Annotated in this window: 31 protein-coding genes; 25 read left to right on the top strand and 6 right to left on the bottom strand. The window is 67.1% G+C overall.

The genetic code is table 11. The features are described from left to right. The first annotated feature begins 93 nt into the window (after positions 1–93). The 6 genes from WDM91_18900 to WDM91_18875 all read left to right on the top strand — a co-directional run bounded on the left by WDM91_18900 (position 94) and on the right by WDM91_18875 (position 4,340). Positions 94–744: a TetR/AcrR family transcriptional regulator gene (locus WDM91_18900; GenBank protein MEI9996674.1), complete on the top strand. Its 651-nt coding sequence runs from the start codon at positions 94–96 to the stop codon at positions 742–744. Positions 745–758: 14 nt separating this feature from the next. Continuing rightward, the gene (locus WDM91_18895; GenBank protein ID MEI9996673.1) at positions 759–1,745 is read left to right on the top strand and encodes a nitronate monooxygenase family protein; all 987 of its coding nucleotides are present in this window, start codon (positions 759–761) and stop codon (positions 1,743–1,745) included. Further along, a complete protein-coding gene (locus WDM91_18890; GenBank protein MEI9996672.1) occupies positions 1,742–2,605 on the top strand; it encodes an alpha/beta hydrolase-fold protein in 864 nt (287 codons plus the stop codon). Before WDM91_18895 ends, WDM91_18890 begins: the two co-directional genes overlap by 4 nt. Before the next feature lie 32 nt (positions 2,606–2,637). Continuing rightward, complete coding sequence (locus tag WDM91_18885; protein ID MEI9996671.1) at positions 2,638–3,417, top strand: DUF72 domain-containing protein; 780 nt, start codon at positions 2,638–2,640, stop codon at positions 3,415–3,417. A 262-nt stretch (positions 3,418–3,679) separates the two neighbouring features. Further along, positions 3,680–3,928 carry a hypothetical protein gene (locus WDM91_18880; GenBank protein MEI9996670.1) on the top strand — a complete coding sequence of 83 codons (249 nt, stop codon included), beginning with the start codon at positions 3,680–3,682 and terminating at the stop codon, positions 3,926–3,928. A gap of 208 nt (positions 3,929–4,136) precedes the next feature. Then, the gene (locus tag WDM91_18875; GenBank protein MEI9996669.1) at positions 4,137–4,340 is read left to right on the top strand and encodes a cold-shock protein; all 204 of its coding nucleotides are present in this window, start codon (positions 4,137–4,139) and stop codon (positions 4,338–4,340) included. Positions 4,341–4,404: 64 nt separating this feature from the next. Here the strand turns inward: WDM91_18875 and WDM91_18870 are convergent, their stop codons facing one another. Further along, positions 4,405–4,743: a hypothetical protein gene (locus WDM91_18870; protein MEI9996668.1), complete on the bottom strand. Its 339-nt coding sequence runs from the start codon at positions 4,741–4,743 to the stop codon at positions 4,405–4,407. Positions 4,744–4,830: 87 nt separating this feature from the next. Here WDM91_18870 and WDM91_18865 point away from each other — a divergent pair, with 87 nt between their 5' ends. Both WDM91_18865 and WDM91_18860 read left to right on the top strand, forming a co-directional pair. Then, positions 4,831–6,339: an MATE family efflux transporter gene (locus WDM91_18865; protein ID MEI9996667.1), complete on the top strand. Its 1,509-nt coding sequence runs from the start codon at positions 4,831–4,833 to the stop codon at positions 6,337–6,339. Next, a complete protein-coding gene (locus tag WDM91_18860; protein ID MEI9996666.1) occupies positions 6,336–6,749 on the top strand; it encodes a pyridoxamine 5'-phosphate oxidase family protein in 414 nt (137 codons plus the stop codon). The genes WDM91_18865 and WDM91_18860 overlap by 4 nt, the downstream gene beginning before the upstream one ends. On the opposite strand, the gene WDM91_18855 is transcribed toward WDM91_18860, so the two are convergent. Together WDM91_18855 and WDM91_18850 are read right to left on the bottom strand one after the other, a co-directional pair. Beyond that, positions 6,750–7,271, bottom strand: a complete 522-nt coding sequence (locus WDM91_18855; GenBank protein ID MEI9996665.1) for a hypothetical protein — start codon at positions 7,269–7,271, stop codon at positions 6,750–6,752. It abuts the gene before it with no gap. After that, positions 7,253–7,627: a ClpX C4-type zinc finger protein gene (locus WDM91_18850; GenBank protein MEI9996664.1), complete on the bottom strand. Its 375-nt coding sequence runs from the start codon at positions 7,625–7,627 to the stop codon at positions 7,253–7,255. The genes WDM91_18855 and WDM91_18850 overlap by 19 nt, the downstream gene beginning before the upstream one ends. Positions 7,628–7,749: 122 nt before the next feature. Here WDM91_18850 and WDM91_18845 point away from each other — a divergent pair, with 122 nt between their 5' ends. From WDM91_18845 to trpS, 6 genes are all read left to right on the top strand, one after another. Beyond that, positions 7,750–8,328 carry a superoxide dismutase family protein gene (locus WDM91_18845; GenBank protein ID MEI9996663.1) on the top strand — a complete coding sequence of 193 codons (579 nt, stop codon included), beginning with the start codon at positions 7,750–7,752 and terminating at the stop codon, positions 8,326–8,328. 50 nt (positions 8,329–8,378) lie between these two features. Beyond that, positions 8,379–8,993: a glutathione S-transferase family protein gene (locus tag WDM91_18840; protein MEI9996662.1), complete on the top strand. Its 615-nt coding sequence runs from the start codon at positions 8,379–8,381 to the stop codon at positions 8,991–8,993. A gap of 212 nt (positions 8,994–9,205) precedes the next feature. Next, positions 9,206–9,406 (top strand): cold-shock protein, encoded by a 201-nt coding sequence (locus WDM91_18835; protein MEI9996661.1) that lies wholly within the window; start codon positions 9,206–9,208, stop codon positions 9,404–9,406. 380 nt (positions 9,407–9,786) lie between these two features. Continuing rightward, on the top strand, positions 9,787–10,509 hold the full coding sequence (aqpZ, locus tag WDM91_18830) for an aquaporin Z (GenBank protein ID MEI9996660.1): 723 nt from the start codon (positions 9,787–9,789) through the stop codon (positions 10,507–10,509). A gap of 110 nt (positions 10,510–10,619) precedes the next feature. After that, on the top strand, positions 10,620–13,373 hold the full coding sequence (locus WDM91_18825) for a [protein-PII] uridylyltransferase (GenBank protein MEI9996659.1): 2,754 nt from the start codon (positions 10,620–10,622) through the stop codon (positions 13,371–13,373). A 276-nt stretch (positions 13,374–13,649) separates the two neighbouring features. After that, a complete protein-coding gene (gene trpS / locus WDM91_18820; GenBank protein ID MEI9996658.1) occupies positions 13,650–14,672 on the top strand; it encodes a tryptophan--tRNA ligase in 1,023 nt (340 codons plus the stop codon). Positions 14,673–14,818: 146 nt separating this feature from the next. On the opposite strand, the gene WDM91_18815 is transcribed toward trpS, so the two are convergent. Both WDM91_18815 and WDM91_18810 read right to left on the bottom strand, forming a co-directional pair. After that, positions 14,819–15,622 carry an SDR family oxidoreductase gene (locus tag WDM91_18815; protein MEI9996657.1) on the bottom strand — a complete coding sequence of 268 codons (804 nt, stop codon included), beginning with the start codon at positions 15,620–15,622 and terminating at the stop codon, positions 14,819–14,821. Further along, positions 15,619–16,029, bottom strand: a complete 411-nt coding sequence (locus WDM91_18810; GenBank protein MEI9996656.1) for a dihydroneopterin aldolase — start codon at positions 16,027–16,029, stop codon at positions 15,619–15,621. Before WDM91_18810 ends, WDM91_18815 begins: the two co-directional genes overlap by 4 nt. Positions 16,030–16,076: 47 nt before the next feature. On the opposite strand from WDM91_18810, the gene folB reads away from it, so the two are divergent. The 9 genes from folB (at position 16,077) to WDM91_18765 (ending at position 21,749) form a co-directional block, all read left to right on the top strand. Next, positions 16,077–16,472, top strand: coding sequence for a dihydroneopterin aldolase (gene folB, locus WDM91_18805; protein ID MEI9996655.1), 396 nt, complete (start codon positions 16,077–16,079; stop codon positions 16,470–16,472). A gap of 116 nt (positions 16,473–16,588) precedes the next feature. After that, positions 16,589–16,813: a hypothetical protein gene (locus WDM91_18800; GenBank protein ID MEI9996654.1), complete on the top strand. Its 225-nt coding sequence runs from the start codon at positions 16,589–16,591 to the stop codon at positions 16,811–16,813. A 1-nt stretch (position 16,814) separates the two neighbouring features. Beyond that, positions 16,815–17,003 carry a hypothetical protein gene (locus tag WDM91_18795; GenBank protein MEI9996653.1) on the top strand — a complete coding sequence of 63 codons (189 nt, stop codon included), beginning with the start codon at positions 16,815–16,817 and terminating at the stop codon, positions 17,001–17,003. A gap of 88 nt (positions 17,004–17,091) precedes the next feature. Continuing rightward, positions 17,092–18,960: an excinuclease ABC subunit UvrC gene (gene uvrC, locus WDM91_18790; protein ID MEI9996652.1), complete on the top strand. Its 1,869-nt coding sequence runs from the start codon at positions 17,092–17,094 to the stop codon at positions 18,958–18,960. A 194-nt stretch (positions 18,961–19,154) separates the two neighbouring features. Beyond that, positions 19,155–19,760, top strand: a complete 606-nt coding sequence (gene pgsA, locus WDM91_18785) for a CDP-diacylglycerol--glycerol-3-phosphate 3-phosphatidyltransferase (protein MEI9996651.1) — start codon at positions 19,155–19,157, stop codon at positions 19,758–19,760. Next, positions 19,757–20,008, top strand: a complete 252-nt coding sequence (gene moaD / locus WDM91_18780) for a molybdopterin converting factor subunit 1 (GenBank protein MEI9996650.1) — start codon at positions 19,757–19,759, stop codon at positions 20,006–20,008. The genes pgsA and moaD overlap by 4 nt, the downstream gene beginning before the upstream one ends. Beyond that, a complete protein-coding gene (locus tag WDM91_18775) occupies positions 20,005–20,451 on the top strand; it encodes a molybdenum cofactor biosynthesis protein MoaE (protein ID MEI9996649.1) in 447 nt (148 codons plus the stop codon). Before moaD ends, WDM91_18775 begins: the two co-directional genes overlap by 4 nt. Beyond that, complete coding sequence (locus tag WDM91_18770; protein MEI9996648.1) at positions 20,448–21,344, top strand: hypothetical protein; 897 nt, start codon at positions 20,448–20,450, stop codon at positions 21,342–21,344. The genes WDM91_18775 and WDM91_18770 overlap by 4 nt, the downstream gene beginning before the upstream one ends. 69 nt (positions 21,345–21,413) lie before the next feature. After that, positions 21,414–21,749, top strand: coding sequence for a YidB family protein (locus WDM91_18765; protein ID MEI9996647.1), 336 nt, complete (start codon positions 21,414–21,416; stop codon positions 21,747–21,749). 120 nt (positions 21,750–21,869) lie between these two features. Here WDM91_18765 and WDM91_18760 read toward each other — a convergent pair whose 3' ends face one another. Beyond that, a complete protein-coding gene (locus WDM91_18760) occupies positions 21,870–22,778 on the bottom strand; it encodes a branched-chain amino acid aminotransferase (protein ID MEI9996646.1) in 909 nt (302 codons plus the stop codon). Positions 22,779–22,903: 125 nt separating this feature from the next. On the opposite strand from WDM91_18760, the gene WDM91_18755 reads away from it, so the two are divergent. Together WDM91_18755 and WDM91_18750 are read left to right on the top strand one after the other, a co-directional pair. Beyond that, positions 22,904–23,611, top strand: coding sequence for a response regulator (locus WDM91_18755; GenBank protein ID MEI9996645.1), 708 nt, complete (start codon positions 22,904–22,906; stop codon positions 23,609–23,611). Continuing rightward, positions 23,601–24,959, top strand: coding sequence for an ATP-binding protein (locus tag WDM91_18750; GenBank protein MEI9996644.1), 1,359 nt, complete (start codon positions 23,601–23,603; stop codon positions 24,957–24,959). The genes WDM91_18755 and WDM91_18750 overlap by 11 nt, the downstream gene beginning before the upstream one ends. The last annotated feature ends 7 nt before the right edge of the window (positions 24,960–24,966 follow it).

Raw genomic sequence — 24,966 nt, 5'->3', positions numbered from 1 at the left:
TTAACCCGCCCATGACGGTGGTGAAGAAGCTGGCAGGGATGTTGACTGCCTGCACAGTCTCGTACAAGGTACGCGTACGCTGTACGAGACTCCATGCCCAAAGAGCTGTCCTCCGAAGACTTCGAAGCGGTGCGTGCCAAGATCGGCGCGGCGGCGACGGCGCTTTATGCGGCAGGCGGGGTCGGCGCGATCACCATCCGGGACATCGCGCGCAAGCTCGGGCGCAGTCCGATGGGGCTCTACCGCTATTTCGCGGATCGCGAAGAGATCCTCGCCTTTGCGCGGGCCGATGCCTTCGACCGGTTCTCCGATGCGCTGGAGGCGGCCTTCGCCTCGGGCGACGACGCCTTCGCGCGGGCCCGCGCCGTGGGCCGCGCCTATCTCGATTTCGCGCTGAAGAATCCCAACGCCTACCGGCTGATGTTCGACCTCGATCCGCCGGACGAGGCCAAGCATCCCGAGCTGCGCCGTGCCGGCAAGCGCGCCGGCGAGACGGTGACCCGGCATGTGAAGGACCTCGCTGCGGCGGGCGTGGTGCGCGGCGATCCCAAGATCATCGGCAATGCGCTGTGGGCGGCGTCGCATGGCGTGATCGTGCTGCATCTGGCCGGCCGGCTGCCGCCCGGGATGAAGGTCGAGGAGCTCTATTTCGAGACCATGCGGCTGACCTTCCGCGGCGCCCGCGTGCCCGCATCCGCAAAGACGCCGCTCGGGCGGCCCATGACATTCGCATCGCAACCGTAACCGGAGACAACACCATGGCCCTCAAAGGCGCATTGACCAAGAAGCTTTCCCTGCCCGTGATCGGCTCGCCGCTGTTCATCATCTCGGGCCCCGAACTGGTGCTGGCGCAGTGCAAGGCGGGCATCATCGGCTCGTTCCCCTCGCTCAATGCGCGGCCGCTGTCGCAGCTCGACGAATGGCTGGCGCAGATCACCGAGGAGCTCGCGGCGTGGGACCGGGCGCATCCGGACCAGCCGAGCGCGCCTTTCGCGGTCAACCAGATCGTGCACCGCTCCAACGACCGGATGGAGCAGGACCTCGAGCTCTGCGTGAAATACAAGGCGCCGGTGGTCATCACCTCGCTGGGCGCGCGCGAGGACGTCAACGCGGCGGTGCATTCCTATGGCGGCGTCGTGCTGCACGACGTGATCACCAACAAATTCGCCCACAAGGCGGTCGAGAAGGGCGCCGACGGCGTCATCGCGGTGGCGGCGGGCGCGGGCGGCCATGCCGGCGTCCTGTCGCCCTTCGCGCTGATCTCCGAGATCCGCGAATGGTTCGATGGGCCGCTGGCCTTGTCCGGCGCGATCGCAACCGGACGCGCCGTGCTGGCGGCGCAGGCGATGGGCGCGGATTTCGGTTACATCGGCTCGGCCTTCATCGCGACCCGGGAAGCCAATGCGATGGAAGGCTACAAGGAGATGATCGCGCAATCGGCCGGCGACGACATCGTCTACACCAACCTGTTCACCGGCGTGCACGGCAATTATCTGCGCCCGTCCATCGTGGCGGCGGGGCTCGATCCCGACAACCTGCCGGTCTCCGATCCCTCGAAGATGAATTTCGGCTCGGGCGGCAATACCAAGGCGAAGGCGTGGAAGGACATCTGGGGCTGCGGCCAGGGCATCGGCGCGGTGAAGGGCGTGCTCGGCGCGGGCGAGTTGGTGGCGCGGCTGAAGCGCGAATATGACGAGGCGCTGGACGCGCTCACGGCGCAACGGATGAAGATCGCGGCCGAATGACGACGGTCGAGACGCTCGGCGCGGCGACGATCCGCGGTTCGGAGAGCTTTGCGCTCGGATCGGCGCAGGTGGACGAGACGTTCCTCGTCGACGTCGCGGCGCCTTTGAACCACAGCGGCAAAGCCTTGCCGGTCATCTATGTGCTGGACGGCAGCCAGGGCTTCGGCCTGGCGGCGCAGACCGTGTCGCAGCTGCAATTGGGCCGGCTCCTGCCCGCCGCCATCGTGGTCGGCATCGGCTATCGCGCGGAGATGTCGCGCGTGCGCAGCCTGCGTCTGCGCGATTTCACGCCGGATGCCGATGGGGCCTATCTCGCACGGGTCGCGGGCACGCCGGACGCGCCGGCCGACGGCGTCGCGCCGGGCGGCGCGGCGGCCTTCCTGCGCTTCGTCCAGGAAGAATTGAAGCCCTTCATCGAGTCCCGCTATGCGGTCGACCGGACCGACCAGACGCTGGTGGGCATGTCGCTGGGCGGCTTGTTCGCGCTGCACACCCTGTTCGACGCGCCGCGGAGCTTCCAGCGCTACCTCGCGCTCAGCCCGTCGATCTGGTGGCACGATCGCGCCATCCTGGCCCGGGAGAGTGCGTTCGCGCGGCAGGCGCCGGATCTGCCGGTCAACCTGTTCCTCTCGATCGGCGCGCTCGAGGAGGCCGAGTACGCGTCGGCGCGGATGGTCTCGAACCTCTATGAGCTGCATGCGCGGCTGGCGCAGCGCCCATACAAGACGCTGCGGCTGGCGATGGAGGTGTTCGCGGGCGAGACGCACGGCTCGGTCTATCCGGCGGCGCTGTCGCGCGGCTTGCGCACGGTGTTCGGGACCGCGCCGGGCTTTTCCGATTGGGCGACGCCCCCCGGATAGAATATGCTCGCGCAGGGAAAACGGGCGCGAGCATGATACGGGCGGGCATCGGCGGATGGAATTTCGAGCCGTGGCGCGGCGTGTTCTTCCCCAAGGGCACGTCGAAGGCCAAGGAGCTGCACTATGCCAGCCGCCAGGTCACCTCGATCGAAGTGAACGGCACCTTCTATTCGACCTTCAAGCCACCGACGTTCCGGAAATGGCATGACGAGACACCGGACGGTTTCGTGTTCGCGCTCAAGGCGAACCGCTTCGCGGTGAACCGCCGCGTCCTGGCGGAAGCGGGGCCGTCGATCGCGCGCTTCCTGGAAAGCGGCGTGTCGGAGCTGAAGGGCAAGCTCGGGCCGATCCTGTGGCAGTTCATGCACACCAAGAAATTCGATCCGGCGGATTTCGAGGCGTTCCTCGCGCTGCTGCCCGCATCGATCGACGGCGTGAAACTGCGCCATGCCGTCGAGCCGCGGCATGAGAGCTTCCTCACACCCGCGTTCGTGACGCTGGCGCGCAAATACGATGCGGCCATCGTGTTCGCCGACTCGAAGAAATATCCCGCCATCGCCGATCCGACCGCCGACTTCGTCTATTGCCGGCTGCAGGAGAGCCAGGAGGACGTGCCGAACGGCTACAAGCCAGCCGCGGTCAAGACCTGGGCCGCGGCCGCCAAGGCGTGGGAAGCGGGCGGCACGCCGAAAGGCTTCGCGCTCCTCGGCAAGGCACCCGCGAAGAAGAAGCGCGACGTCTTCGTCTATTTCATCGCCGGCGCGAAAGTGCGCAATCCGGCCGCGGCGGCGGCGTTCCTCAAGGCGCTGTAGCGCCCCGCCGCGATTTCCGATGACCGGCGGTGCCGTTCAGGCGGAAAATCAGCGTGCGGATCATGGCTTGGCTTGAGGCGCCGGCGGGCGCGTGGTCCCCGCTTGCCCCGGCGGCGCGGCGGAAATGCGGCGTATACGGTGCAAATATCCCGCCCCGGCGGCGGCTTTTTGCGCTATAGTCGAGTCTAAGAAGACCACTCCGCAGAGCCCCTGCCCGCGCCCGGCGCGGACCCGGACCCCGCGCCCAGCAGAGGAGTCCTTCATGCCCGATGCCATCCGCGATCTCGCCCGCCGCAAGACCGGCGCGACGTTCACCGCGTCCGAAGCGCGCGACGCGCTGGTGAAAAAGGAACTCGAAGCCGAGCGCAACGCCTTCGAGGCCAAGACCGCCAAGCTGCGGGCGCTGCGCCTTGCCAAGGAAGCCGCCGACCGGGCCCTGGCGGTCAAGCTCGCGGCGGAAGCGCCGGCGCGGAAATCCGCCGCGAAAAAGAAGACCGCGAAGGCGCCCTAAGGCGGGGCCGCAGTTTCTTCACGGCGCCGATTGCGATAAGCTCGGCGCAACGTAGACGGCGTTCCGTCAGAGAAAGCGCACGACTGGTCCCTGCTCCTTCCGCATCGCGCCTGGACGACACAGCCTCCCTTCCTCTCCCGACACCCGTCATCGCGTTCCGGACCGGCGCGTCGCCGGTGCGGGATTCTTGTGAGCAGGACCCAAAGACATGACGATCGGAACCGTGAAGTTTTTCAACACCGCGAAGGGCTATGGCTTCATCGCGCCGGATGGCGGCGGCAAGGACGTGTTCGTCCACGCCACCGCGGTCGAGGCGGCCGGCCTGCGCAGCCTCAGCGACGGGCAGAAGGTCTCCTTCGACGTGCAGCCCGATGCGCGCGGCTCGAAAGCCGTGAACCTGAAAGCGGTCTGAGCCGCGTCGCGTTCTGAAGACGAGCGGCCGGCGGCGACGCCGGCCGTTTCCATTTGGGCCGCGCCTATTTGTGGCAGGCCATGTCGGCGTCGAGCGCGAAGCCCGAATCCGGATAGTCGGCGGTCATCTCGCGGTAATGGCCGGTCGTGCCGAGATCGTAGATGCGGACCAGGAGCTCGACCTTGAAGTTCTTGCTGCAGTCGACCGCATACCATTGCGGCGTCGGGTCCTTGCACATCTTCACCGCATATTGCGTGAGGCCGTCGGCGCCCGGCTTGACGCTGTCCTTGTCGAAGCACATGGGCAGGCCGCCGCCATTGTCCCTCGTGTGAACCCAGGTCTCGGCCCGTGCGCCGCCGGTGAGCAGGATCGCGGCGGCAAGAACGGAAAGGGCAAAGCGCATCACGGGTCTCGGCAAGGGTTCCGGCACCGGCGATTATAGCCGAGCCGGCGATTTGCCAAAGGGGCCGGCGATGCCCAAAATTGCAGCATGGCTCCCGACACCGATTCGCCGCCGGAAATTCCGGGCGAGGCGACACGACGCACCGCGGCCGACGGGGCAGACACGGCCCTGCGCGGCGGTCCCCGCGGCTTCGGCGGACGGGCGTTCGATCCGCGCCTGCTGGAGGGGCCGATCCCGCGCTCCCTCTTCCTGCTCGCCATCCCCATCATGGGCGGCAATATCCTGCAGATCGCCTATCAGCTGGTCGACGCGTTCTGGGTCGGCCGCCTGGGCGCCGCCGCGGTGGCGGCGGTCTCGGTCTCGATGCCGCTGATGTTCCTGATGATGTCGATCGGCATGGGCTTCACCATCGCGGGCTCGACGCTGATCGCGCAATATGTCGGGGCGCGCAACCGCGCGATGGTCGACCATGTCGCCGGCCAGACCCTGCTGACCGTGGTCGCGGTGTCGCTGGTGCTGGGGCTGTTCGGCTTTGCCGTCGCGCCCTACCTGCTGGAGCTGCTGGAGGTCGCGCCCGACGTCTATCACAACGCGCTGGGCTTCCTGCGGGTGCAGTTCCTCAGCCTGCCGCTGATGTTCGCCTATTTCTGCTTCCAGTCGCAGATGCGCGGCGTGGGACAGGTGACGGTGCCGCTTTACATCATCGCGGGCACGGTGCTGGTCAACTTCGCGCTCGATCCGCTTTTCATCTTCGTGCTGCATTGGGGCGTGACGGGCGCGGCGCTGGCGACGATGGTGAGCCAGTTCCTCTCGGCGGCGGCGGCGATCACCCTGCTGCTGCAGGGCCGCTACGGCATCCAGCTCAAGCTCGAGGCCTTGAAGCCGGACTTCGCCTTCATCAAGCGGGCATTCAATCTCGGCTATCCGGCCGCGATCGAGGGCTCGGCCCGCGGCCTGGGCGTAACGATGATGATGTTCCTGATCACCAGCTTCGGCACGGTGACGACCGCGGCCTATGGCGTCGGCGGCAATGTGCTGCAATTCGTGGTGATCCCGGCGATGGGCTTCTCCATGGCGACGTCCACGCTGGTCGGGCAGAATATCGGCGCCGGCAACCTGCCGCGCGCGGAAGCCGTCGCAAGGCTGGCGGCGCTGATAACCTTCTCCGTCCTGACGGGTTTCGGGCTGTTCGCGCTGGTCTTCGCCAATCATATCGCCGCGTTCTTCGTGCCGGGCGACAAGGCGGTGATCCATGAGGCGGCGGTGTTCATCCGCACCATCTCCTGGAGCTTCGGCTTCGTCGGCGTGCAGTTCGCGCTGATGGGCGTGCTGCGCGCCTCGGGCAACATGTTCGCGGCCATGGTGATCAGCCTGGTCTCGCAATGGGTGCTGACCTTTCCACTGGCCTTCGTGCTGTCGCACCGCGCCCATCTGGGCGCACACGGCATCTGGTGGGCCTTTCCGGTGGCCAACGTCATCACCGCCATCGTGAGTTTCCTGTGGTTCTCCCGCGGCGACTGGAAGAAGCGGCGGATCCTCGACCAGACCGAAGCCGAGGAAGAGGAGGAAGAGGTCAGCGAGCAGGTGATGGTGTGAGAGACGAGCTCCACGCCTTCCTCGCGGCGCAGCGCTACGGCGTCGTCGCGACGATCCAGCCGGACGGCGCGACGCAATCGGCGCTGGTCGGTATCGCGGTGTCGCAGGCGCTCGAGATCTATTTCGACACGACAGGTGATACGCGCAAGGCGCGGAATCTGCGGCGCGATCCGCGCCTCTCGCTGGTGATCGGCTGGGAGAACGAGCGCAGCGTGCAGCTCGAGGGCGTGGCCGACGAACCCAAAGGCGCGGCGCTGGCGGCGCTCAAGGCGATTTATTTCGCGGCGTGGCCCGATGGGCCTTCGCGCGAGAACTGGCCGCAGATCACCTGGTTTCGCGTCCGCCCGCGCTGGATCCGCTTCAGCGATTTCAACCGGACGGACGACGCCGTCCGGGAAATCACCCTGTAGCTATTCGTTCGCCTGGAAATCGGGGAAGCGCAGGACGACCCGCTTCTGCGCGCCCGTGCCGAGCGAGAAGGTCGCGGTCGCGGGCTTGGCGCCCGAACCGTTGATCGCGGCGGTGACGCCATAAGAACCCGGCGTGCCCTTCACCAGCACCCAGGGCCCGGCGCAATTGAGATCGGCGACGTCCTTGCCGCCATTGCGCAGCGTGACATGCGCGCCGGAGAGATATTGCGCGCCGCCATTCGAGAACTCGATGCGGATCGGATAGGACGACCATTGCGGATCGTCCTTGGCCGAGCCGACGCCGGTGCATACGGTCTGCAGGCTGCCATAGGCCACCGGGGTGTCCATCGCCATCGGCTGCGGCAGCTGCGGAGCGGCCATGGCTGCGGCCATCACGATTGCCGCCGTGGGGAACATCATCATCATCGTCTCCTGGAAATCGGGCGCAGCCTCGCCGGGCAGCACGGCGGAAACGTCGGGGAAATGCGTTTGTTCCGCCGGCCCTAGGAGAACCGCTCCCACGCGGCCTGGCGCGAGACGTTGAGCGCTCCCGCGATGTCGGCCCAGCTCACCGCCCGGCCGCGCAGGATGTCGACGGTTTCCTGCACCCGGTCGCGGACCTCGCGGTACATCGAATCCTGGCTTGCCAGGATGGTCAGGAGCTGTGCCGTGGGCATGTCGGCCATTGTGTTGATCCTGGCCGGCGCCTCCGGCGTGGGATCCGGCGTCTCGGCAACGATCTTCTCGCAGAGCGCGACGCATGTGTCGCAGATCAGCACGGCCGGTCCGGCGATGAGTTTTTTCACGTCGTGCTGGGATTTGCGGCAGAACGAACAGTAGAGCGTGCTGGCTGGGCGCGCGGAGGGCTTCGCGTTCATGTTCGGACTCTGTCAAGCCTACCCTGACAGTCAAGCAGGGCTTGACAAATTCGTCAAGGCGAGCCTGACGGACATTTCTGTCGGGAGTTGTATTCTGCAACCGGGACGATCTGGAGGCGGGAATGAATCGCGCATTTTTCTGTGTTGCGTTGGGTGCCGTGCTGGCGGTGACGACACCGGTGCTGGGCGCAGCGTCGAAGGCGCGCGCCATCGCCAAACTGTCGGGCGCCGATGGCGGCGCGCTGGGGACGGTCAGCTTCGCGGCGACCTCGCATGGCGTGCTGATCCAGTACGACCTCAAAGGCCTGCCGCCCGGCGCGCATGCGATCCATCTGCACACATCCGGCAATTGCGATCCGAAGGCGGGGTTCGCCGCAGCCGGGCCCGACCTCTCCTTCGACGCGAGCAAGATGCATGGCTTTTTCGCGCAGCACGGGCCACATGCCGGCGACCTGCCGAACGAATGGGCCGCGGCCGACGGCACGCTGAAGGCCAGCGTGATCGACAACGCGTTCTCGCTCGGCAACGGCAAGAAATCGATCTTCGACCGCGACGGCGCGTCGATCATCGTGAACGCGCGGGGCGACGACTATGTCAGCCAGCCGGCCGGCAATTCCGGCGACCGCGTCGCTTGCGGCGTGGTCATGCGCACGGTGGGGCCGGCAGCGCGCAAAGCCGGCAAGCGCAAGGCGCATAAGTAAGCACCGCCCACCTCGGGCATGATCGTCCTGCGCGACGCGGAGGGACCATCATGCTTGTGCTTCACCAGATGCACGTCTCGGGCAATTGCTACAAAGTGCGCCTGACGGCACGCCAGCTCGGCATCCCGCTCGCGCTGAAAGACTATCCGCTGCATGGCGGTTCGACGCGGGAGCCGGCGTTCCTCAAGCTCAACCCCAATGGACGGGTGCCGCTGCTGGAATTCGAGGACGGACGCACGCTGGCGGAATCCGACGCCATCATCTCCTACCTCGCCGACGGCACGGCGCTGATGCCGGAGAGCCGCTGGGACCGCGCCCAGGCGCTGCAATGGATGTTCTTCGAGCAGTACAGCCACGAGCCCTATATCGCGGTGGCGCGGTTCTGGCTGGGCTATGCGCCGAAGGATCAGCTCGAGCCGAAGCAGCACCTTGTTCCGGAGTGGCACGCCAAGGGAAATGCCGCGCTGGGCGTCATGGAAACCCATCTCGAGGCGCATGATTGGTTCGCCGGGAACCGCTACTCGATTGCGGATATTGCGCTCTACGCCTACACGCATTGCGCGGCCGAGGGCGGTTTCGAACTGTCGTCCTATCCGGCCGTTTCCCGCTGGCTGGCACGCGTGGCCGAGCAGCCGGAGCACGTTCCGCTGCGTGAACGGTGGTGACTTGCCTTGGGTAAGGCGACCCCCTATATGCCCGCTTAATTGAGGCCGCGCAGCCTTTAGAGAAGTTTCTTGTGCCCATGCGAGGCTCCATTCCACCGGAGCGCAGTGCTGGCGTGACGACGACGCTTTTCCTGAAACAAGTCGCGACTTCGATCATCGCGATGGGCGTGGTGCCCGAGCGATAACGCAAATGCTTTCAGGAGAAAGCCGTAATGATCGGTCAAGTTAAGTTCTTCAACACGACGAAGGGTTTCGGATTCATCGCCCCGGAAGACGGCGGCAAGGACGTGTTCGTCCATGTCACCGCAGTCCAGGCGGCGGGCCTTCGCGGCCTGAACGAAGGCCAGCGCGTCAACTTCGACGTCGAAGCGGACAAGCGCGGCCCGAAGGCCGTCAATCTGAAGCTCGTCTGAGTTTTAGAACCGAAGAATGCGGAAACGGCGCGGGAGAGATCCCGCGCCGTTTTCGTTTGTGTGGGATTTTCGATCACGCGGGTTCAAGCACCGCTGTCATCCCCGGCCGAGCATGAGCGAAGCGAATGCGAGGGGAAGGGGACCCAGGCGCCAACCACCGTGACGGCATCTCCCACCTGGGTCCCCTTCCCCTCACGCCGCTTCGCGGCGTTCGGCCGGGGATGACAATGGGAGCTTGATCGCAGAACCCCACTCCCGTCACACCACCGTCGCTGCCGCGCTGCACAATCGGCTTTATCGGCCCAAAGACTTATGGACAGGCCCGGCCGACGCACCTCACACTGCGCGCAACTTCTGTGACTTCCTGAAGGGGGACGCACATGGACAACTCCAAGAAAATCGCCGCTGAATTCCTCGGTACCTTCTGGCTGGTGCTGGGCGGCTGCGGCAGTGCCGTCCTCGCCTGCAACATCGAAGGCGTCGGCATCGGCTATGCCGGCGTGGCGCTCGCCTTCGGCCTGACCGTGCTGACGGGCGCCTATGCTTTCGGGCACATCTCCGGCGGGCACTTCAATCCGGCGGTGACCTTCGGGCTGTTCGTGGCGGGACGTTTTCCCGCCAAGGACATTCCGGCCTATTGGATCGCGCAGCTCCTGGGCGGCATCGCGGCGGCCGCCGTGCTCTATGTGATCGCCAGCGGTACCGGTCCGATCAACATGGACACCGCCGGCTTCGCCACCAACGGCTATGGCGCGCACTCGCCGCAAGGCTATTCGCTGGCGGCCGGCGCGGTCTCGGAGACCGTGCTCACCTTCATGTTCCTGATCATCATCCTGAACGTGACGCTCGCCGCGCCGAGCTATGCGCCGATCGCCATCGGACTGGGCCTGACGCTGATCCACCTGATCTCGATCCCGGTGACCAACACCTCGGTCAATCCGGCCCGCTCGACGGCCGTCGCGGTGATCCATGGCGGCTGGGCGCTGGAGCAGCTCTGGCTGTTCTGGGTGGCGCCGCTGATCGGCGCGGGCCTGGCCGGCGCGGTGCAGCGCTGGTTCGCGGGCGGCTCGGAACGCCAGACCTCGTCTAAGCTCGCGTCTTAGAGCGGCGATTTTCCTCCCCCGCGGTTACGGGCTTGGCACGCTGTCGCCACCAAGCCCCTAACCACGGGCGGAAAGCATGACGCCATGGCCCGCCCGTGATATGCGGGTTCATGGGTTATGAAGCACCGGCGATCGGCGAGCTTTTGGATGGCGATGCGCTGCGGCGCGCGCTGACCGCGCTCGCCCAGGCGGCGGGCGACAGGGCCAAGCTGCGCGCCGAAGCCCTGGGCCTGATCAAGGGCGCATTCCAGGACGGCCGCGCCCAGGTCAAGGACAAGGTCGACGGTGGGACGCTGAGCGGCCTGGCGGCGGCGCGCGCGCTGTCCGCGCTGCAGGACGTCACGATCCAGGTCATCTACGATTTCGCGGTCAAGCATTTCTACTACGCGCAGAACCCGACCAGCGCGGAACGCATCGCGGTGGTGGCGACCGGCGGCTATGGCCGCGGCGAGCTGGCGCCCGGATCGGACATCGACCTGCTCTTCGTGCGTCCCTTCAAGCAGACGCCGTGGGGCGAGAGCGTCATCGAATTCATCCTCTACATGCTGTGGGACCTCGGCCTGAAGGTCGGACATGCGACGCGCTCGCTGGGCGAGTGCGTGCGGCTCAGCAAGCAGGACGTCACGATCCGGACCGCGATCCTGGAAGCGCGCTATCTGTGGGGCGACGCCAAGCTTTATGAGGAGCTGCGCAAGAAGTTCTGGAACGAGGTCGCCACCGGCACCGGGCAGGATTTCGTCGAGGCCAAGCTGGCCGAGCGCGACGAGCGGCATGCGCGCCAGGGCGAGAGCCGCTACCTCGTCGAACCGAACATCAAGGAAGGCAAGGGCGGCTTACGCGACCTGCAGACGCTCTACTGGATCGGGAAATACGTCTACCACGTCGAAGACGCGGCCGATCTCGTGCAGCACAACGTCTTCACCCGCGACGAGTACAAGGTGTTCCAGAAGGCCGAAGCCTTCCTCTGGGAGGTGCGGGTCAAGCTGCACTATCTCGTCGGGCGGGCGGAGGAGCGCCTGTCGTTCGACGTGCAGCCCGAGCTCGCGGCCCGCATGGGCTTCACCGGCGATTCGCCGCGCCGCGCCGTCGAGGCCTTCATGAAGGCCTACTTCTTGGTGGCCAAGGATGTCGGCGACCTCACCCGCATCTTCTGTGCCGCGCTGGAGGACCAGAACCGCAAGCGCCGGCCATCGCTGGCCGCGATGCTGCCGGGCTTCCTGCGTCCGCGCACCAGCGGCGACGATTTCTACGTCGAGAACGGCCGGCTGAACGCGCGGCCGACGCTGTTCCGCGGCGACCCGGTCAACATGATCCGCATCTTCCACATCGCGGACGCCAAGAAGGTCGACGTGCATCCGGACGCCTTGCGGCGGATGACGCGCAATCTCGCGCTGATCAACGACGACGTGCGGCACAATCCCGAGGCCAACAAGCTGTTCCTCGAGATCCTGTCGTCGCGCACCGATCCCGAGCGGGCGCTGCGCCTGATGAACGAGGCCGGCGTGTTCGGCCGCTTCGTGCCGGAATTCGGCCGCGTCGTCGGGCTGATGCAGTTCAATATGTACCACCACTACACGGTGGACGAGCACCTGATCCGCGCCGTGGGCTATGTCGCCTCGATCGACCGCGGCGAGCACCGCAGCGAGCATCCGCTGGCCACCGACATCATCAAGCGCATCAAGTCGCGCGAGGCGCTCTATGTCGCGATGCTGCTGCACGACATCGCCAAGGGGCTGCCGGGCGACCATTCCGACGTCGGCGCGGCGATCGCGCAGAGCCTGTGCCCGCGGCTGGGCCTGTCCCCCGAAGACACGACGGCCGTGATGTGGCTGGTGAAGAACCATCTCGTCATGAGCGACATGGCGCAGAAGCGCGACATCTCGGACCCCAAGACGGTGAAGGACTTCGTGAGCCAGGTGCAGACGCCGGAGATGCTGCGGCTGCTGCTGGTGCTGACCGTGGCCGATATCGCCGCCGTGGGCCCTGGCGTGTGGAACGGCTGGAAGGGCCAGCTCCTGCGCGAGCTCTATTACGAGGCCGAGGGCCTGATGTCGGGCGGCGACGGCGCGCCGGCGCGCATCGCGCGGGTCGAGCAGGCGAAGACCGCGTTGGCGCGGCGGATCGGCGATCTTCCCAAAGCCGCGCAGGAGCATGCGCTGTCGCGGCATTACGATCACTACTGGCTGGCCTTCGACGACGCGGCGCATGAGCGTCACGCGCGGCTGATGGCCGAGGCGGACGCGCGAGGCGAGTTGTTCAGCCTGTCGGCGGAGAGCAATGCGTTCCGCAGCGTGACGGAGATCGTACTCTACACGCCCGACCATCCGGGCCTGTTCTCGCAGCTCGCCGGCGCGGTGTCGGCCTCGGGCGGGACCATCGTCGACGCCAAGGCCTTCACCACGACGGACGGCTTCGCGCTCGACGTGTTCTCGGTGCAGGACGCGGAGGGCGGCACCTTCGGCGACATGGAGCGGGTGACGCGGCTGCGCCAGTCCATCGAGAAGACGCTACGCGGCGAGATGACGCCACGGCAGGCGATCGCGCGGCGGCCGGGCAAGAAGCGCAGCAGCGCCTTCAAGGTCACGCCGCGGGTCAATTTCGACAACGAGGCCTCGGCCCGCGCCACGGTGGTGGAGGTCGAAGGGCTCGACCGGCCGGGACTGCTCTATGAAGTGACCGACGCGCTGTTCCAGTCGGGCCTGTCGATCTCCTCCGCCATGGTCTCGACCTATGGCGAGCGCGCGGTCGACGTCTTCTATGTGCGCGACGGCTTCGGGCACAAGGTGCGGCATGAGGAGCGGCTGAAAGCGGTGCGCGAGCGGCTGATGCGCGCGCTGGCACCGGATGCGGCGGCGACCGCCTAAAGTTGCTTCGGCCCAAACCATCCATCTTCGTCATGGCCGGCCTCGTGCCGGCGATGACGGTTTGGGACAAATCCGATCAACTTGAAAAAGCGCAAATCCCTTTCACTCGCCCCCCCAAGCGGTTATACCGGCGCGCAAGCATGCGATGGGAAAGCGCCGCGATGGTCCGGCCGTTGTCAGTTCTGTCCGGTTCGCTCCTGCTCTGGCGGGGCTGGCGACGCGCGTAAACCGCGCCCATCCGACAACCCGTTTCCCTCTTCGCCTTCGGACACTCCCATGACCACAAGCCATCGCCAGCGCGTCCTTTCCGGGATGCAGCCGACCAATACCCTGCATCTGGGCAACTATCTCGGCGCGCTCAAGAACTGGGTGCGGATGCAGGACGAGATGGAGTGCCTGTTCTGCGTCGTCGACATGCACGCGCTGACGCAGGAATCCGGCTACGCCAAGCCGGCCGACGTGGCGCGCGCGACCCGCGAGGTGACGGCCGCCTATATCGCGGGCGGCATCGATCCCGCGAAGTCGCCGATCTTCAACCAGTCCCGCGTCCCGGCGCACGCCGAGCTGGCCTGGATCTTCAACTGCGTGGCGCGGCTCGGCTGGCTCGACCGCATGACCCAGTTCAAGGAGAAGTCGGGCAAGCACAAGGAGCGCGCCTCGGTCGGGCTCTACACCTATCCGGTGCTGATGGCGGCGGACATCCTCGTCTACAAGGCGACGCATGTGCCGGTGGGCGAGGACCAGAAGCAGCATCTCGAGCTGGCGCGCGACATCGCGCAGAAGTTCAACAACGACTTCGCGGTGCCGGACTTCTTCCCGCAGCCCGAGCCGGTGATCGCGGGTCCGGCGACGCGGGTGATGAGCCTGCGCGACGGCCTCAAGAAGATGTCGAAGACCGACGAGTCGGACAATTCGCGCATCAACCTGACCGACGACGCCGACACGATCGCGCAGAAGATCCGCAAGGCGAAGACCGATCCGCATCCGTTGCCCGCGAGCGCGGACGAGCTCAAGGGCCGGCCGGAGGCGGAGAACCTGCTCAACGTCTATGCCGCGCTGGCGGACGAGAAGGTGGCCGACGTGATGGCGCGCTTCGCCGGCCAGCAATTCTCGGCGTTCAAGAACGAGCTGGCGGATCTGGCGGTGGCGAAGCTGGGGCCGATCACGGTGAAGATGAACCGGCTGATGGCGGACACGGCCGAGATCGACCGCATCCTGGCGGACGGGGCGCAGAAGGCTGCGGCGATCGCGGAGCCGATCGTGACCGAGGTGAAGAAGATCGTGGGGTTTGCGGTTTAAGTACCGCTGTCATCCCCGGCCGAGTGCGAACGAAGTGAGCGCGAGGGGAAGGGGACCCAGGCGTCAATGACAAGCACCATTAGCGCGGAGATACCTGGGTCCCCTTCCCTCACGCTCGCGTTGCTCGCGCTCGCCGGGGATGACAGTTATTGCTTGCCCACCGGTGCATCCGGCAGGATTCCATAGCTGAACATCACGTCGCGGGTGCGTGGCTGGAGGTGCTGGCCGCCGTCGACGATGATGGTCGTTCCGGTGATCGACGGCACCTTCACGAGGAAGCTCAGCGTCTCCGCGATGTCCTCCGGCTTGCTGCCGAAGCCGAGCGGCGTGGCGGCATGTGCGGCCTCGAAGCCTTCCTGCGTCTGCTCGCCGCTGCGCAAGGTGAGGCCGGGCGCCAGACCGCAGACCCGGATGCGCGGCGCCATCGCCTGGGCGAGCAGCTGCGTCGCGGTCTCGAGCGCGGCCTTGGTCAGCGTGTAGGACAGGAAGTCCGGATTGAGGTTGAAGACCTTCTGGTCGAGGACGTTGACCACCAGACCTTTCGCGCCCTCGCGCAACTGGGCGGCGAAGTCGCGCGCCAGCAGGATCGGAGCGTGGAGATTCACCGCGAACAGCCGCTCGAGACTGGCGCGGGTGACGCTGCCGATGTCGTCATATTCGAAGGCCGAGGCGCTGTTCACCAGCAGCGAGCAGAAGCCCCAGCCGGCGTTCACCCGGCCGAACAGATCGGCGAAGTCGTCGAGCGCACCGAGATCGCCGCCGACGATCACTGCCCGGCCGCCGCCGTCCTGGATCTCCCGCGCCAGCGCTTCGGCATGTCCGGCCGAAGCCTTGTGATGGATCGCGACGCGCCAGCCGTCGGCGCTGAGCCGGCGCACCATCGCGGCACCCAGGCGCGTGCCGCCGCCCGTGACCAGCGCATAGCCGCCCTGATGCGGGATCGCGCTCATCCGCGCAGCCGATAGATTTCGACGCCGGCCCCGGCGGCTTCGTTGTAGATGTCGGGCTTGAAGATCGAGACCCGGCAGGCCTGGACGCGCTTGTCCTTGAAGCAGAGCTTCACCAGCTCGTCGAGCAGCGTCTCGATGAACACGGTGTGCTTGCGCCGCGGCCATTTGCGCAGGGCATCGCGGATATAGTCGTAGTCGACGATGGCGGAGACGTTCTCGAATTTCCTGGTTTGCGGCGCGGCGTAGAGCTCGACATTCACCACGATGCGCTGGGGCTTCTCGGGATGGCGTTCCCAGGGGTGCAGGCCGAGCCGGACCTCGGTCACAAGGTCGCGGATCATCATCCGGACATAGCCTTTGTCGGCGGACCAGGCCGGAGCGGGCACGGGCGGCGGCGCTTTCTTCATGCCGGCTGCTTTAGCATTCGGCGCGGAACGGGTACAACCGGCGGGTCATGAGCAATGTCTCCCGCCTTCCCCTAGCCAGCGCCGCGCTCGCGGTGCGGCATGTCTTCATCCGCAACCTCGAAGTGCTGGCGCATATCGGGGTGCATGGCCATGAGCAGGGCAAGCTGCAACCGGTGCGGATCAATGTCGATCTCGCAGTCGAGGATGCGGCGGTGTTGGGCGACAAGCTCGATCTCGTCGTGGACTATGAAGCCATCAGCCAGAAGATCCGCGCGCTGATCGCGGCGGGACACATCAACCTGGCCGAGACGCTGGCCGAGCGCATCGCGGACGGCTGTTTCGGGGACGCGCGGGTCAAGACGGCGCGGGTGCGGGTCGAGAAGCTGCACGCCCTGCCCGGCGCCGAAAGCGCGGGCGTCGAGATCGAGCGCCAAAGGGCGTAGCGGCAGCCGCCGGCGCAGGGCTCGAGAAAGTTCCGGGCCGGTCGTTTTATTTGCTGCGCGGGCGGAGTATTGTCGCACCTGTAAATAATCGCCACGTCTCATTCGATGGAGCGGTCGTGGATACCACCTATATCAGGCTTGTCATTGGCGCATCTGTTGGATTTGTTGCTGTCCTGATCGCCCATCTGGGCTTTGGACTTGGCATCGAAGGCTGGCTGGCCGCCTTGATCCCGACGGCGACGGCGCTCATCGCGAGCGCCATCGGCGGCTCCGGCACGACGGGCATCACCGTCGCGGAGGACACGACGGTCGCGAGCGGCCCGCCGGCCGGGGCCGCCTGAGATGGCGGGCGGAGCAAGGAAGGGCGCCAACGCAGCCTTCGGCGGCGGCCTGGGCGGCGCGGTTGCCACGATAGCGAGTTGGGGTGCCCGTCAGTTCTGGCACGTCGAACTGCCGGCCGAAGTGGCGTCGGCAATGGCATTCATCCTGATCACGACAGGCGGCTGGATAGGCCAGCGGCTCGACGCCTAGCGATTCGCGGTCATGAAGTGCGTCGTCGGCGCCGGCGGCGGAACAACTGTCATGAACCGGTTGACGCCCGTGCTAAACTGGCCCCGACATGAGTTCCGATTCCGACACCGACGTGCCCCTGCGCGGCGCCGAGCGCATCCAGGCTTACCTCAAGACCCTGCCCGACGGGCCGGGCGTCTATCGCATGCTCGATGCCAAGGGCGACGTGCTTTATGTCGGCAAGGCCAAGAGCCTGAAGAAGCGCGTCGCGGCCTATGCCAGCGGCCGGCCGCATTCCGACCGGCTGACGCGGATGATCGCCGATACGGCGGAGATGCTGTTCGTCTCGACCAACAGCGAGATCGACGCGCTGCTGCTCGAATCCAACCTGATCAAGCGGCTGAAGCCGCGCTACAACGTCTCCTATCGCGACGACAAATCCTTCCCCAACATCCTGCTGCGCGAGGACCATGCGTTTCCGCAGCTGCTGAAGCATCGCGGCGCCAAGTCGACCAAGGGCAGCTATTTCGGGCCGTTCGCCAGCGCGCGGGCGGTGGTCAACACGCTGAACACGTTGCAGCGCGCCTTCCTGCTGCGCTCCTGTTCGGATTCGGTGTTCGAATCGCGGACGCGGCCCTGCCTGCTGTTCCAGATCAAGCGCTGCAGCGCGCCCTGCGTCGGGCGGATCGACCAGGCCGGCTATGCCGAGCTGGTGCGCGAGGCCGAGCAGTTCCTCACCGGCAAGAGCCGGATGGTGCAGGACATGCTGCTGGCGGAGATGAACAAGGCGGCGGAGGTCACGCGCTATGAGGAGGCGGCGCGCCTGCGCGACCGCATCCGCGCGATGAGCCATATCCAGCTCAACCAGGGGATCAATCCCTCGACCTTCTCGGATGCCGACGTCTTCGCGCTGCACAACCAGGGCGGCGAGACCTGCATCCAGGTGTTCTTCTTCCGGGCGGGGCAGAACTGGGGCAACAAGCCCTATTTCCCGCGCGGCGGCGTCGAGCTCAGCGACGGCGAAGTGCTGGAGGCGTTCCTCGGGCAGTTCTACGACGAGCGGCCGGCGCCGGCGCTGGTGCTGCTGAGCCATGCGATCCCGAGCGCCGAGCTGCTCGGCGAAGCGCTGGCTCGGCGCGCGGAGCACAAGGTCGAGATCTCGGTGCCGCAGCGCGGCGAGAAGCGCGAGATCGTCGAGATGGCGGCGACCAATGCGCGCGAGCAGCTCGGCCGCCGCATGGCGGAGAACTCGGCGCAGCGCGAATTGCTGGAAGGCGTCGCCGGTGCGTTCGGGCTGGAGCAGCCGCCGCGGCGCATCGAGGTCTACGACAACTCCCACATCATGGGCGCCCATGCGCTGGGCGGGATGATCGTGGCAGGCCCCGAAGGCTTCGAGAAGGGCGAGTACCGCAAGTTCAATATCAAATCGACCGAGCTCACCCCCGGCGACGACTACGGCATGATGCGCGAGGTCCTGACGCGGCGCTTCGCCCGGCTGGTCAAGGAAGGCGACGATCCGAAGACCAAATGGCCCGACCTCGCGCTGATCGACGGCGGGCCGGGGCAACTCTCGGTGGCGTGCCAGGTGTTCGCCGATCTCGGCGTCGAGGACGTGGCGCTGGTCGGCATCTCCAAGGGACCGGACCGCGACGCGGGGCGGGAACATTTCTACCGGCCGGGCAAGGAACCTTTCCGGCTCGATCCCAAGGATCCCGTCCTCTACTATCTGCAGCGGTTGCGCGACGAGGCGCATCGCTTCGCCATCGGCAGCCATCGCAAGAAGCGCTCCAAGGCGATCGGCGCCAGCCCGCTGGACGAGATCGCAGGGATCGGGGCGGCGCGCAAACGGGCCCTGTTGCAGCATTTCGGCTCGGCCCGGGCGGTGGCGGCGGCCGGGATCAGCGACATCGAGGCGGCGCCGGGCGTCAGCAAGGCGATGGCGAAGAAGATCTACGACTTCTTTCATCCGAACCCGTGACTGTGTCGAGAGCAGGCGTGCTTCCGCCGTCGCTCCTTCGGAGCCATGGCGGGACAAGTCGAGGCCGCTTCGCGGCACATCAACATGGCGAGAGGGGTGAAAGCGTCATCCTGAGTCGCGAGCTTCGAAGAGGGCGCGGCTGCCTTGCCGAAAACGGCGTGCCATCGGCCCCGGACTTGTTCTAAGTTCGGGTGATGCTGCAGATCCCCAACCTGATCACGCTGTCGCGCATCCTGCTGGTGCCGGTGTTCGCCGTGGCCTTCGTGCTGCCCAGCGAGGCGTGGCAGGTGACCGCGTTCGTGGTGTTCGTCATCGCCGGGGTGAGCGATTTCTTCGACGGCTTCGCGGCCCGCAAGCTGAACCAGCCGAGCGATTTCGGGCGCATGCTCGATCCCATCGCGGACAAGATCCTGGTCGGCGTCGCGCTGATGATGCTGGTGTGGAAGGGCTCGGTGCAGGAGTTCAGCCTGGCGCCCAGCCTGTCCAGCCTGCTGCGGCTGGTGCCCGCGCTGATCATCCTGGCGCGCGAGATCCTGGTGTCGGGCCTGCGCGAATTCCTCGCCGGCGCCTCGGTCAGCGTGCCGGTGACGTTCCTCGCCAAGATCAAGACCACGATCCAGCTCGTCGCGATCGGCGCGATGATCCTGGGACCGATCGCCGACCGCTGGGTGCCCGGCTCGCTGGCGCTCGCCTATATCGCGCTGTGGGTTGCGGCGGGACTCACGGTCTACACGGGATACGCGTATTTCCGCGCCGGCGTCGCCTATGCGCAGCGCCGGCGCCGCGAGGGCGCGGCATGAACGTGCTCTATTTCGCCTGGGTGCGGCAGAAGGTCGGGCGGAGCGAAGAGACCGTCGAGCACACGCCCGCGCTGCGCACGGTCGGCGACCTGGCGGCGATGCTGCAGGGGCGCGGCGGCGGCTATGCCGAGGCCTTCGCGGATATCGCCCGCCTGCGCGCGGCGGTGAACCAGGTGCATGCCGGACTCGACGCGATCCTCGCGCCGGGCGACGAGATCGCGTTCTTTCCGCCGGTGACCGGCGGATGATCGTCAACATCCATATCCAGGCCGAGGATTTCGACCTCGGCGACGAGGTCGCGGCGCTGGGCGACGACGGCGCCGGCGCGGTGGCGAGCTTCGTCGGGCTGGTGCGCGGCGGCGGCGGGCTGACCGCGCTGACGCTCGAGCATTATCCCGGCATGACCGAGCGCGAGATCGGCCGCATCGTCGACGCGGCCGCGGCGCGCTGGACGCTCACCGGCGTCACGGTGATCCACCGCGTCGGGCGGCTGGAGGTCGGGGCGCAGATCGTGCTGGTCGCGGTCGCGGCGGCGCATCGCGGCCAGGCTTTCGAGGCCTGCCAGTTCCTGATGGACCATCTCAAGACGCGCGCGCCGTTCTGGAAGCAGGAAGAGCGCGGCGGCGAGAGTACCTGGGTCGAGGCGCGCGAGAGCGATGCGGCGGCGGCGGAGCGCTGGCGCCGGAAATGAGTTTCCTCTGGGTGATCTTCACCGTCGTCGCGGCGGCAGGCCAGACGGCGCGCAACGCCATGCAGCGCGAACTGACGCAAAGCCTCGGCGCGGTCGGCGCGACGCATGTGCGCTTCCTGTTCGGCTTTCCCTTCGCGCTGGTTTTCCTCGCCCTCGTCGCGCTCGGCACCCACACCGCGCTGCCGGCGACCCATGCCGCATTCTGGCTGTGGGACATGCTGGGCGCGCTGGCGCAGATCGGCGGCACCGCGCTGATGCTGGTGGTGATGACCGAGCGCTCCTTCGTGGTGACCGCGGCCTATCTGAAGACCGAACCGCTGTTCGTCGCGGCGCTGGGCCTCGCCGTCCTGCACGATCCGCTGACGCCGGGCATGGTGGCGGCGATGCTGCTGGCGATCGCGGGCGTGGTGCTGATTTCGCTGCGCCGCGGCACCGCGGTGGCGGGCGGCGGCTGGCATTCGGCCGTGTACGGATTGTCGGCTGGGGCGCTGTTCGGCATCTCGGCGATCGGCTATCGCGGCGCGATCTTGAGCCTGCACCTGCCCGGCTATGTGATGGGCGCGACCTTCACGCTCGCGGTCGGTCTGGTGATCCAGGCGGCGCTGCTCAGCGCCTGGCTGGCGCTGCGCGACCCCAGGGTGCTGCTCGCGATCGCGCGGCTGTGGCGGCCGTCGCTGTTCGCGGGCTTCATGGGCGCGGCGGCGAGCGAGTTCTGGTTCCTCGCCTTCGCGCTCGCCAGCGCGGCGAGCGTGCGCACGCTGGGCCTGATCGACGTGCTGTTCGCGCAGATCGTGAGCCATGTCGTGTTCCGGCAGAAGACGACGGCGCGCGAGGCGGCGGGGATCGCGCTGCTGGTGGCCGGCGCGGTGCTGCTGGTGTGGGCGCACAAATAGAAGGCGCGGGACGTTGGGGAGCGGGGTGCGAACCCCTATATTCTCCGGTGGATAGCGATGGAGAGCGCCATGGGATTTCTCGATGGGATGATCGGCGGGATGGTCGGGGCGGCCATGATACCGGTCGTCAACAACCTGCTGGCGCAGCATGGCGGCGTGCAGGGGATCGTGGATTCGTTCGAGAGCAACGGGCTCGGGCCGACGGTCAGCAGCTGGGTGCAGGACGGGCCGAATGCGCCGGTCTCGCCCGAGCACGTACATAAGGCGTTCGGCGAGCAGACCATCAACGAGCTTGCCGCCAAGGCCGGGATGACGCCGCAGGAGCTGGCGGCAAAGCTCGCACAGGTCCTGCCGCATGCGGTGGACGCGCTGACGCCGGAGGGTGTGGTGCCGGGGCAGGGATAGCGTACTCTCACCCGGAGCGTGCTTCGCGAGACCGTCCGCGTTGATATGCCTGGGTCCCCTTCCCTCGCATTGCGCGTCACGCGCGCAATGCTCGCCGGGGATGACAGCGGCGCAGGCGGCTTATCCCATCTTCGGCAGCACCACGCGGCTCTTTTCCGCGCGGACGTCGTCGGCGTAGTCGTTCATCAGGGTTTCGCTGATCCGGCCGGGCGTGAAGCGGTAGGGGCCGATCTCGCTCACCGGCGTCACTTCCGCCGCCGAGCCGGTGATGAAGCATTCGGTGAAATGGATCAGCTCCTTCGGCTCGATGTGGCGGACGTTCACCTCGATCTGGCGGGCCTTGGCGAGTTCGATCACCGATTGCCGGGTGATGCCGTTCAGGAAGCAGTCCGGCGTCGGCGTGTGCAGCGCGCCGTCCTTGACGAAGAAGACGTTGGCGCCCGTCGCCTCCGCGACATAGCCGCGATAATCGTACATCAGCGCGTCGGCGTACCCCATCGCCTCCGCCGCGTGCTTGGACAGGGTGCAGATCATGTAGAGGCCGGCGGCCTTGGCCTGGGTCGGCGCGGTGTCGGGCGCCGGGCGCTTCCAGTCGGCGATCGCCAGGCGGATACCCTTGAGCTTCTCCTTGGGATCGAAATAGGACGGCCATTGCCAGCAGGCGATGGCGACATGGATGTGGCTGTTCTGCGCCGAGACCGCCATCTGCTCCGAGCCGCGGAACACCACCGGGCGGATATAGCCGTCGACGATGCCCTGGACCTCCGCCGCGTCGCGGCAAGCCTTGTTGATCACCTCCTGGCTGAACGGGATGTGCATGCCGAGGATCCTGGCCGAGGCGAAGAGGCGCGCCGTATGCTCCTCCAGCTTGTAGATGCGGCCATTGTAGATGCGCTCGCCTTCGAACACGCAGGACGCGTAGTGCAGGCCATGGGTCAGGACATGGGTCTGGGCCGAGGTCCAGGGCACCATATGGCCATCATACCAGAGATGGCCCTCGCGCTGATCGAAGGGCAGGATGTCGGCCATGGCGGTCCTTTCGCCCTTGCCCGCATCCCGGGTTTGGGCCTAGTTATTGCAAGGGGTTAGCGTACCTCGCCTGCCATTATAACGGCCGGGCGGGACTTGCAAACAAGGCGCCCGGAATAGCTGCCATGACCGCCAGCCAATCGTCCATGGAGGATCCGCATCTGCTCGTGGTCGACGACGACGAGCGGCTGCGCGCGCTGCTGCAGCGCTATCTCACCTCCAACGGCTACCGCGTGACGGCGGCGGCCGACGCGGCGGACGCCCGCACGCTGATGAAGAGCTTCGCCTTCGACCTTCTGGTGCTGGACGTGATGATGCCGGGCGAGAGCGGCTTCGACCTGACCCGGGCGGTGCGGGAGAATTCGGCGGTGCCGATCCTGATCCTCACCGCGCGCGGCGAGGCGGAGGACCGCATCCAGGGGCTGGAGCTGGGCGCCGACGACTACCTGCCCAAGCCGTTCGAGCCGCGCGAGCTGATCCTGCGCGTCAACGCCCTGCTGCGCCGCGCCACGCCGCCCGCGCAATCGGCGCATGCCGAGGTGAAGATGGGCGACGCGACCTACGATCCCGAGCGCGGCCAGCTCCGGCGCAAGGACAAGCTGGTGCATCTGACGAGCTCCGAGGCGGCGCTGCTGAAACTGTTCGCGGCGAATGCCGGGCGGTCGTTCTCGCGCAGCGATCTGTGCACGCGGCTGGGCGTGGCGCTGGAGCGCTCGATCGACGTGCAGGTCACGCGGCTGCGCCGCAAGATCGAGGAAGACCCGAAGCTGCCGCTCTATCTGCAGACGGTGCGCGGGGTGGGCTACGTCCTGGTCCCGGACCGTGTCACCTGAAGCGCCGCGCGGGATCGCGCGCCTCGACCCGTTCCGGTTCCTCAAGCGCTACCTGCCGCGCGGACTGTTCTGGCGCTCGCTGCTGATCATCGTGGTGCCGATGGTGCTGCTGCAGGGCGTCGTCACCTATGTGTTCTTCGAGCGCGACCTCGACAGCACGACGCATTGGATGGCGCGCGACATCGCGGCCGACGCCGCGTTCCTGGTGGCGCTGGAGGACAGCCATGCGCCGGCGGAGCGGGCGCGGCTGCGGCAGATGGCGAGTCTGCGGCTCGACTATCCGGTGAGCTTCGAGGCCGGGCGCAAGATCGATCCGCCCTCGGCGCGGCACCGGCCGTCCACCATCGACCGGGCGCTGGACGCGGTGATCGGCCAGCTTGCCGGCAACCGCAATTTCGAGGTCCAGAGCACCCATCGCGTCATCGAGATCCGCATCGAGGTGCATGACGGCGTGCTGCGGATGATGGTGCCGCGCAGCCGGGTGACGGTGACCAGCCCGGACATCTTCATCGTGTGGATGGTGGGGTCGGCGCTGATCCTCCTGGCGGTCGCGGTGCTGTTCCTGCGCAACCAGGTGCGGCCTATCGAGCGGCTGGCGCTGGCCTCGGAGGCGTTCGGCAAGGGGCGCATCGTGCCGGACTTCAAGCCCTATGGCGCGAGCGAGGTGCGGCGCGCGGCGCGGGCCTTCCTCACCATGCGCGAGCGCATCGAGCGGCATGTGCAGCAGCGCACCGAGATGCTGGCGGGGGTGAGCCACGACCTCAAGACGCCGCTGTCGCGCATGAAGCTGGCGCTGGCGATGATGGGCGAGACCGCCGACATCCGCGCGATGCGCGCCGACATCGTCGAGATGGAGCACATGCTGGACGAATATCTCGACTTCGCGCGCGGCGAGGGCGGCGAGCAGTCGGCGGTGGGCGATCTGAGCGATCTCGCCCGCGACGCGGTGTCGGCGGCCGCGGCGGCGCGCGGCGCGGCCGCGCGGGTGACGGTCGAGGCGCCGGGTGCGGTCGTGGTCGACATGCGGCAGAAGGCGATGCGGCGCTGCGCCACCAACCTGATCGAGAACGCGCTCAAATACGGCAAGCTCGTGCGGGTGTCGGTGCTGCGCGACGAGCGCTTCGCGCGGCTGATCGTCGACGACGACGGCCCGGGCATCCCGCCCGAGCGGCGCGAGGAAGCATTCCGGCCGTTCCACCGGCTCGACGAGGGCCGCAACCTGCAGGCGGGCGGCTCGGGCCTGGGGCTCGCCATCGCGCGCGACGTCGCGCGGGCACATGGCGGGGAGATCGTGCTGGAGACCAGCCCGATGGGCGGCCTGCGCGCGACGATAAGGCTGCCGGTGTAGCGCCGTT

The sequence above is a fragment of the Rhizomicrobium sp. genome (assembly GCA_037200385.1).
In the GTDB taxonomy this organism is placed as follows: domain Bacteria; phylum Pseudomonadota; class Alphaproteobacteria; order Micropepsales; family Micropepsaceae; genus Rhizomicrobium.
Note: the sequence above shows the minus strand (reverse complement) of the source record. Positions and strands in the feature narration are given on the sequence as shown.

Coding starts and splice junctions, on each gene's coding strand:
- WDM91_18900 (MEI9996674.1), top strand. CDS start 94: ATGCCCAAAGAGCTGTCCTCCGAAGACTTCGAAGCGGTGCGTGCCAAG.
- WDM91_18895 (MEI9996673.1), top strand. CDS start 759: ATGGCCCTCAAAGGCGCATTGACCAAGAAGCTTTCCCTGCCCGTGATC.
- WDM91_18890 (MEI9996672.1), top strand. CDS start 1,742: ATGACGACGGTCGAGACGCTCGGCGCGGCGACGATCCGCGGTTCGGAG.
- WDM91_18885 (MEI9996671.1), top strand. CDS start 2,638: ATGATACGGGCGGGCATCGGCGGATGGAATTTCGAGCCGTGGCGCGGC.
- WDM91_18880 (MEI9996670.1), top strand. CDS start 3,680: ATGCCCGATGCCATCCGCGATCTCGCCCGCCGCAAGACCGGCGCGACG.
- WDM91_18875 (MEI9996669.1), top strand. CDS start 4,137: ATGACGATCGGAACCGTGAAGTTTTTCAACACCGCGAAGGGCTATGGC.
- WDM91_18870 (MEI9996668.1), bottom strand. CDS start 4,743: ATGCGCTTTGCCCTTTCCGTTCTTGCCGCCGCGATCCTGCTCACCGGC.
- WDM91_18865 (MEI9996667.1), top strand. CDS start 4,831: ATGGCTCCCGACACCGATTCGCCGCCGGAAATTCCGGGCGAGGCGACA.
- WDM91_18850 (MEI9996664.1), bottom strand. CDS start 7,627: ATGAACGCGAAGCCCTCCGCGCGCCCAGCCAGCACGCTCTACTGTTCG.
- WDM91_18845 (MEI9996663.1), top strand. CDS start 7,750: ATGAATCGCGCATTTTTCTGTGTTGCGTTGGGTGCCGTGCTGGCGGTG.
- WDM91_18840 (MEI9996662.1), top strand. CDS start 8,379: ATGCTTGTGCTTCACCAGATGCACGTCTCGGGCAATTGCTACAAAGTG.
- WDM91_18835 (MEI9996661.1), top strand. CDS start 9,206: ATGATCGGTCAAGTTAAGTTCTTCAACACGACGAAGGGTTTCGGATTC.
- aqpZ (MEI9996660.1), top strand. CDS start 9,787: ATGGACAACTCCAAGAAAATCGCCGCTGAATTCCTCGGTACCTTCTGG.
- WDM91_18825 (MEI9996659.1), top strand. CDS start 10,620: ATGGGTTATGAAGCACCGGCGATCGGCGAGCTTTTGGATGGCGATGCG.
- trpS (MEI9996658.1), top strand. CDS start 13,650: ATGACCACAAGCCATCGCCAGCGCGTCCTTTCCGGGATGCAGCCGACC.
- WDM91_18815 (MEI9996657.1), bottom strand. CDS start 15,622: ATGAGCGCGATCCCGCATCAGGGCGGCTATGCGCTGGTCACGGGCGGC.
- WDM91_18810 (MEI9996656.1), bottom strand. CDS start 16,029: ATGAAGAAAGCGCCGCCGCCCGTGCCCGCTCCGGCCTGGTCCGCCGAC.
- folB (MEI9996655.1), top strand. CDS start 16,077: ATGAGCAATGTCTCCCGCCTTCCCCTAGCCAGCGCCGCGCTCGCGGTG.
- WDM91_18795 (MEI9996653.1), top strand. CDS start 16,815: ATGGCGGGCGGAGCAAGGAAGGGCGCCAACGCAGCCTTCGGCGGCGGC.
- uvrC (MEI9996652.1), top strand. CDS start 17,092: ATGAGTTCCGATTCCGACACCGACGTGCCCCTGCGCGGCGCCGAGCGC.
- pgsA (MEI9996651.1), top strand. CDS start 19,155: ATGCTGCAGATCCCCAACCTGATCACGCTGTCGCGCATCCTGCTGGTG.
- moaD (MEI9996650.1), top strand. CDS start 19,757: ATGAACGTGCTCTATTTCGCCTGGGTGCGGCAGAAGGTCGGGCGGAGC.
- WDM91_18775 (MEI9996649.1), top strand. CDS start 20,005: ATGATCGTCAACATCCATATCCAGGCCGAGGATTTCGACCTCGGCGAC.
- WDM91_18770 (MEI9996648.1), top strand. CDS start 20,448: ATGAGTTTCCTCTGGGTGATCTTCACCGTCGTCGCGGCGGCAGGCCAG.
- WDM91_18765 (MEI9996647.1), top strand. CDS start 21,414: ATGGGATTTCTCGATGGGATGATCGGCGGGATGGTCGGGGCGGCCATG.
- WDM91_18760 (MEI9996646.1), bottom strand. CDS start 22,778: ATGGCCGACATCCTGCCCTTCGATCAGCGCGAGGGCCATCTCTGGTAT.
- WDM91_18755 (MEI9996645.1), top strand. CDS start 22,904: ATGACCGCCAGCCAATCGTCCATGGAGGATCCGCATCTGCTCGTGGTC.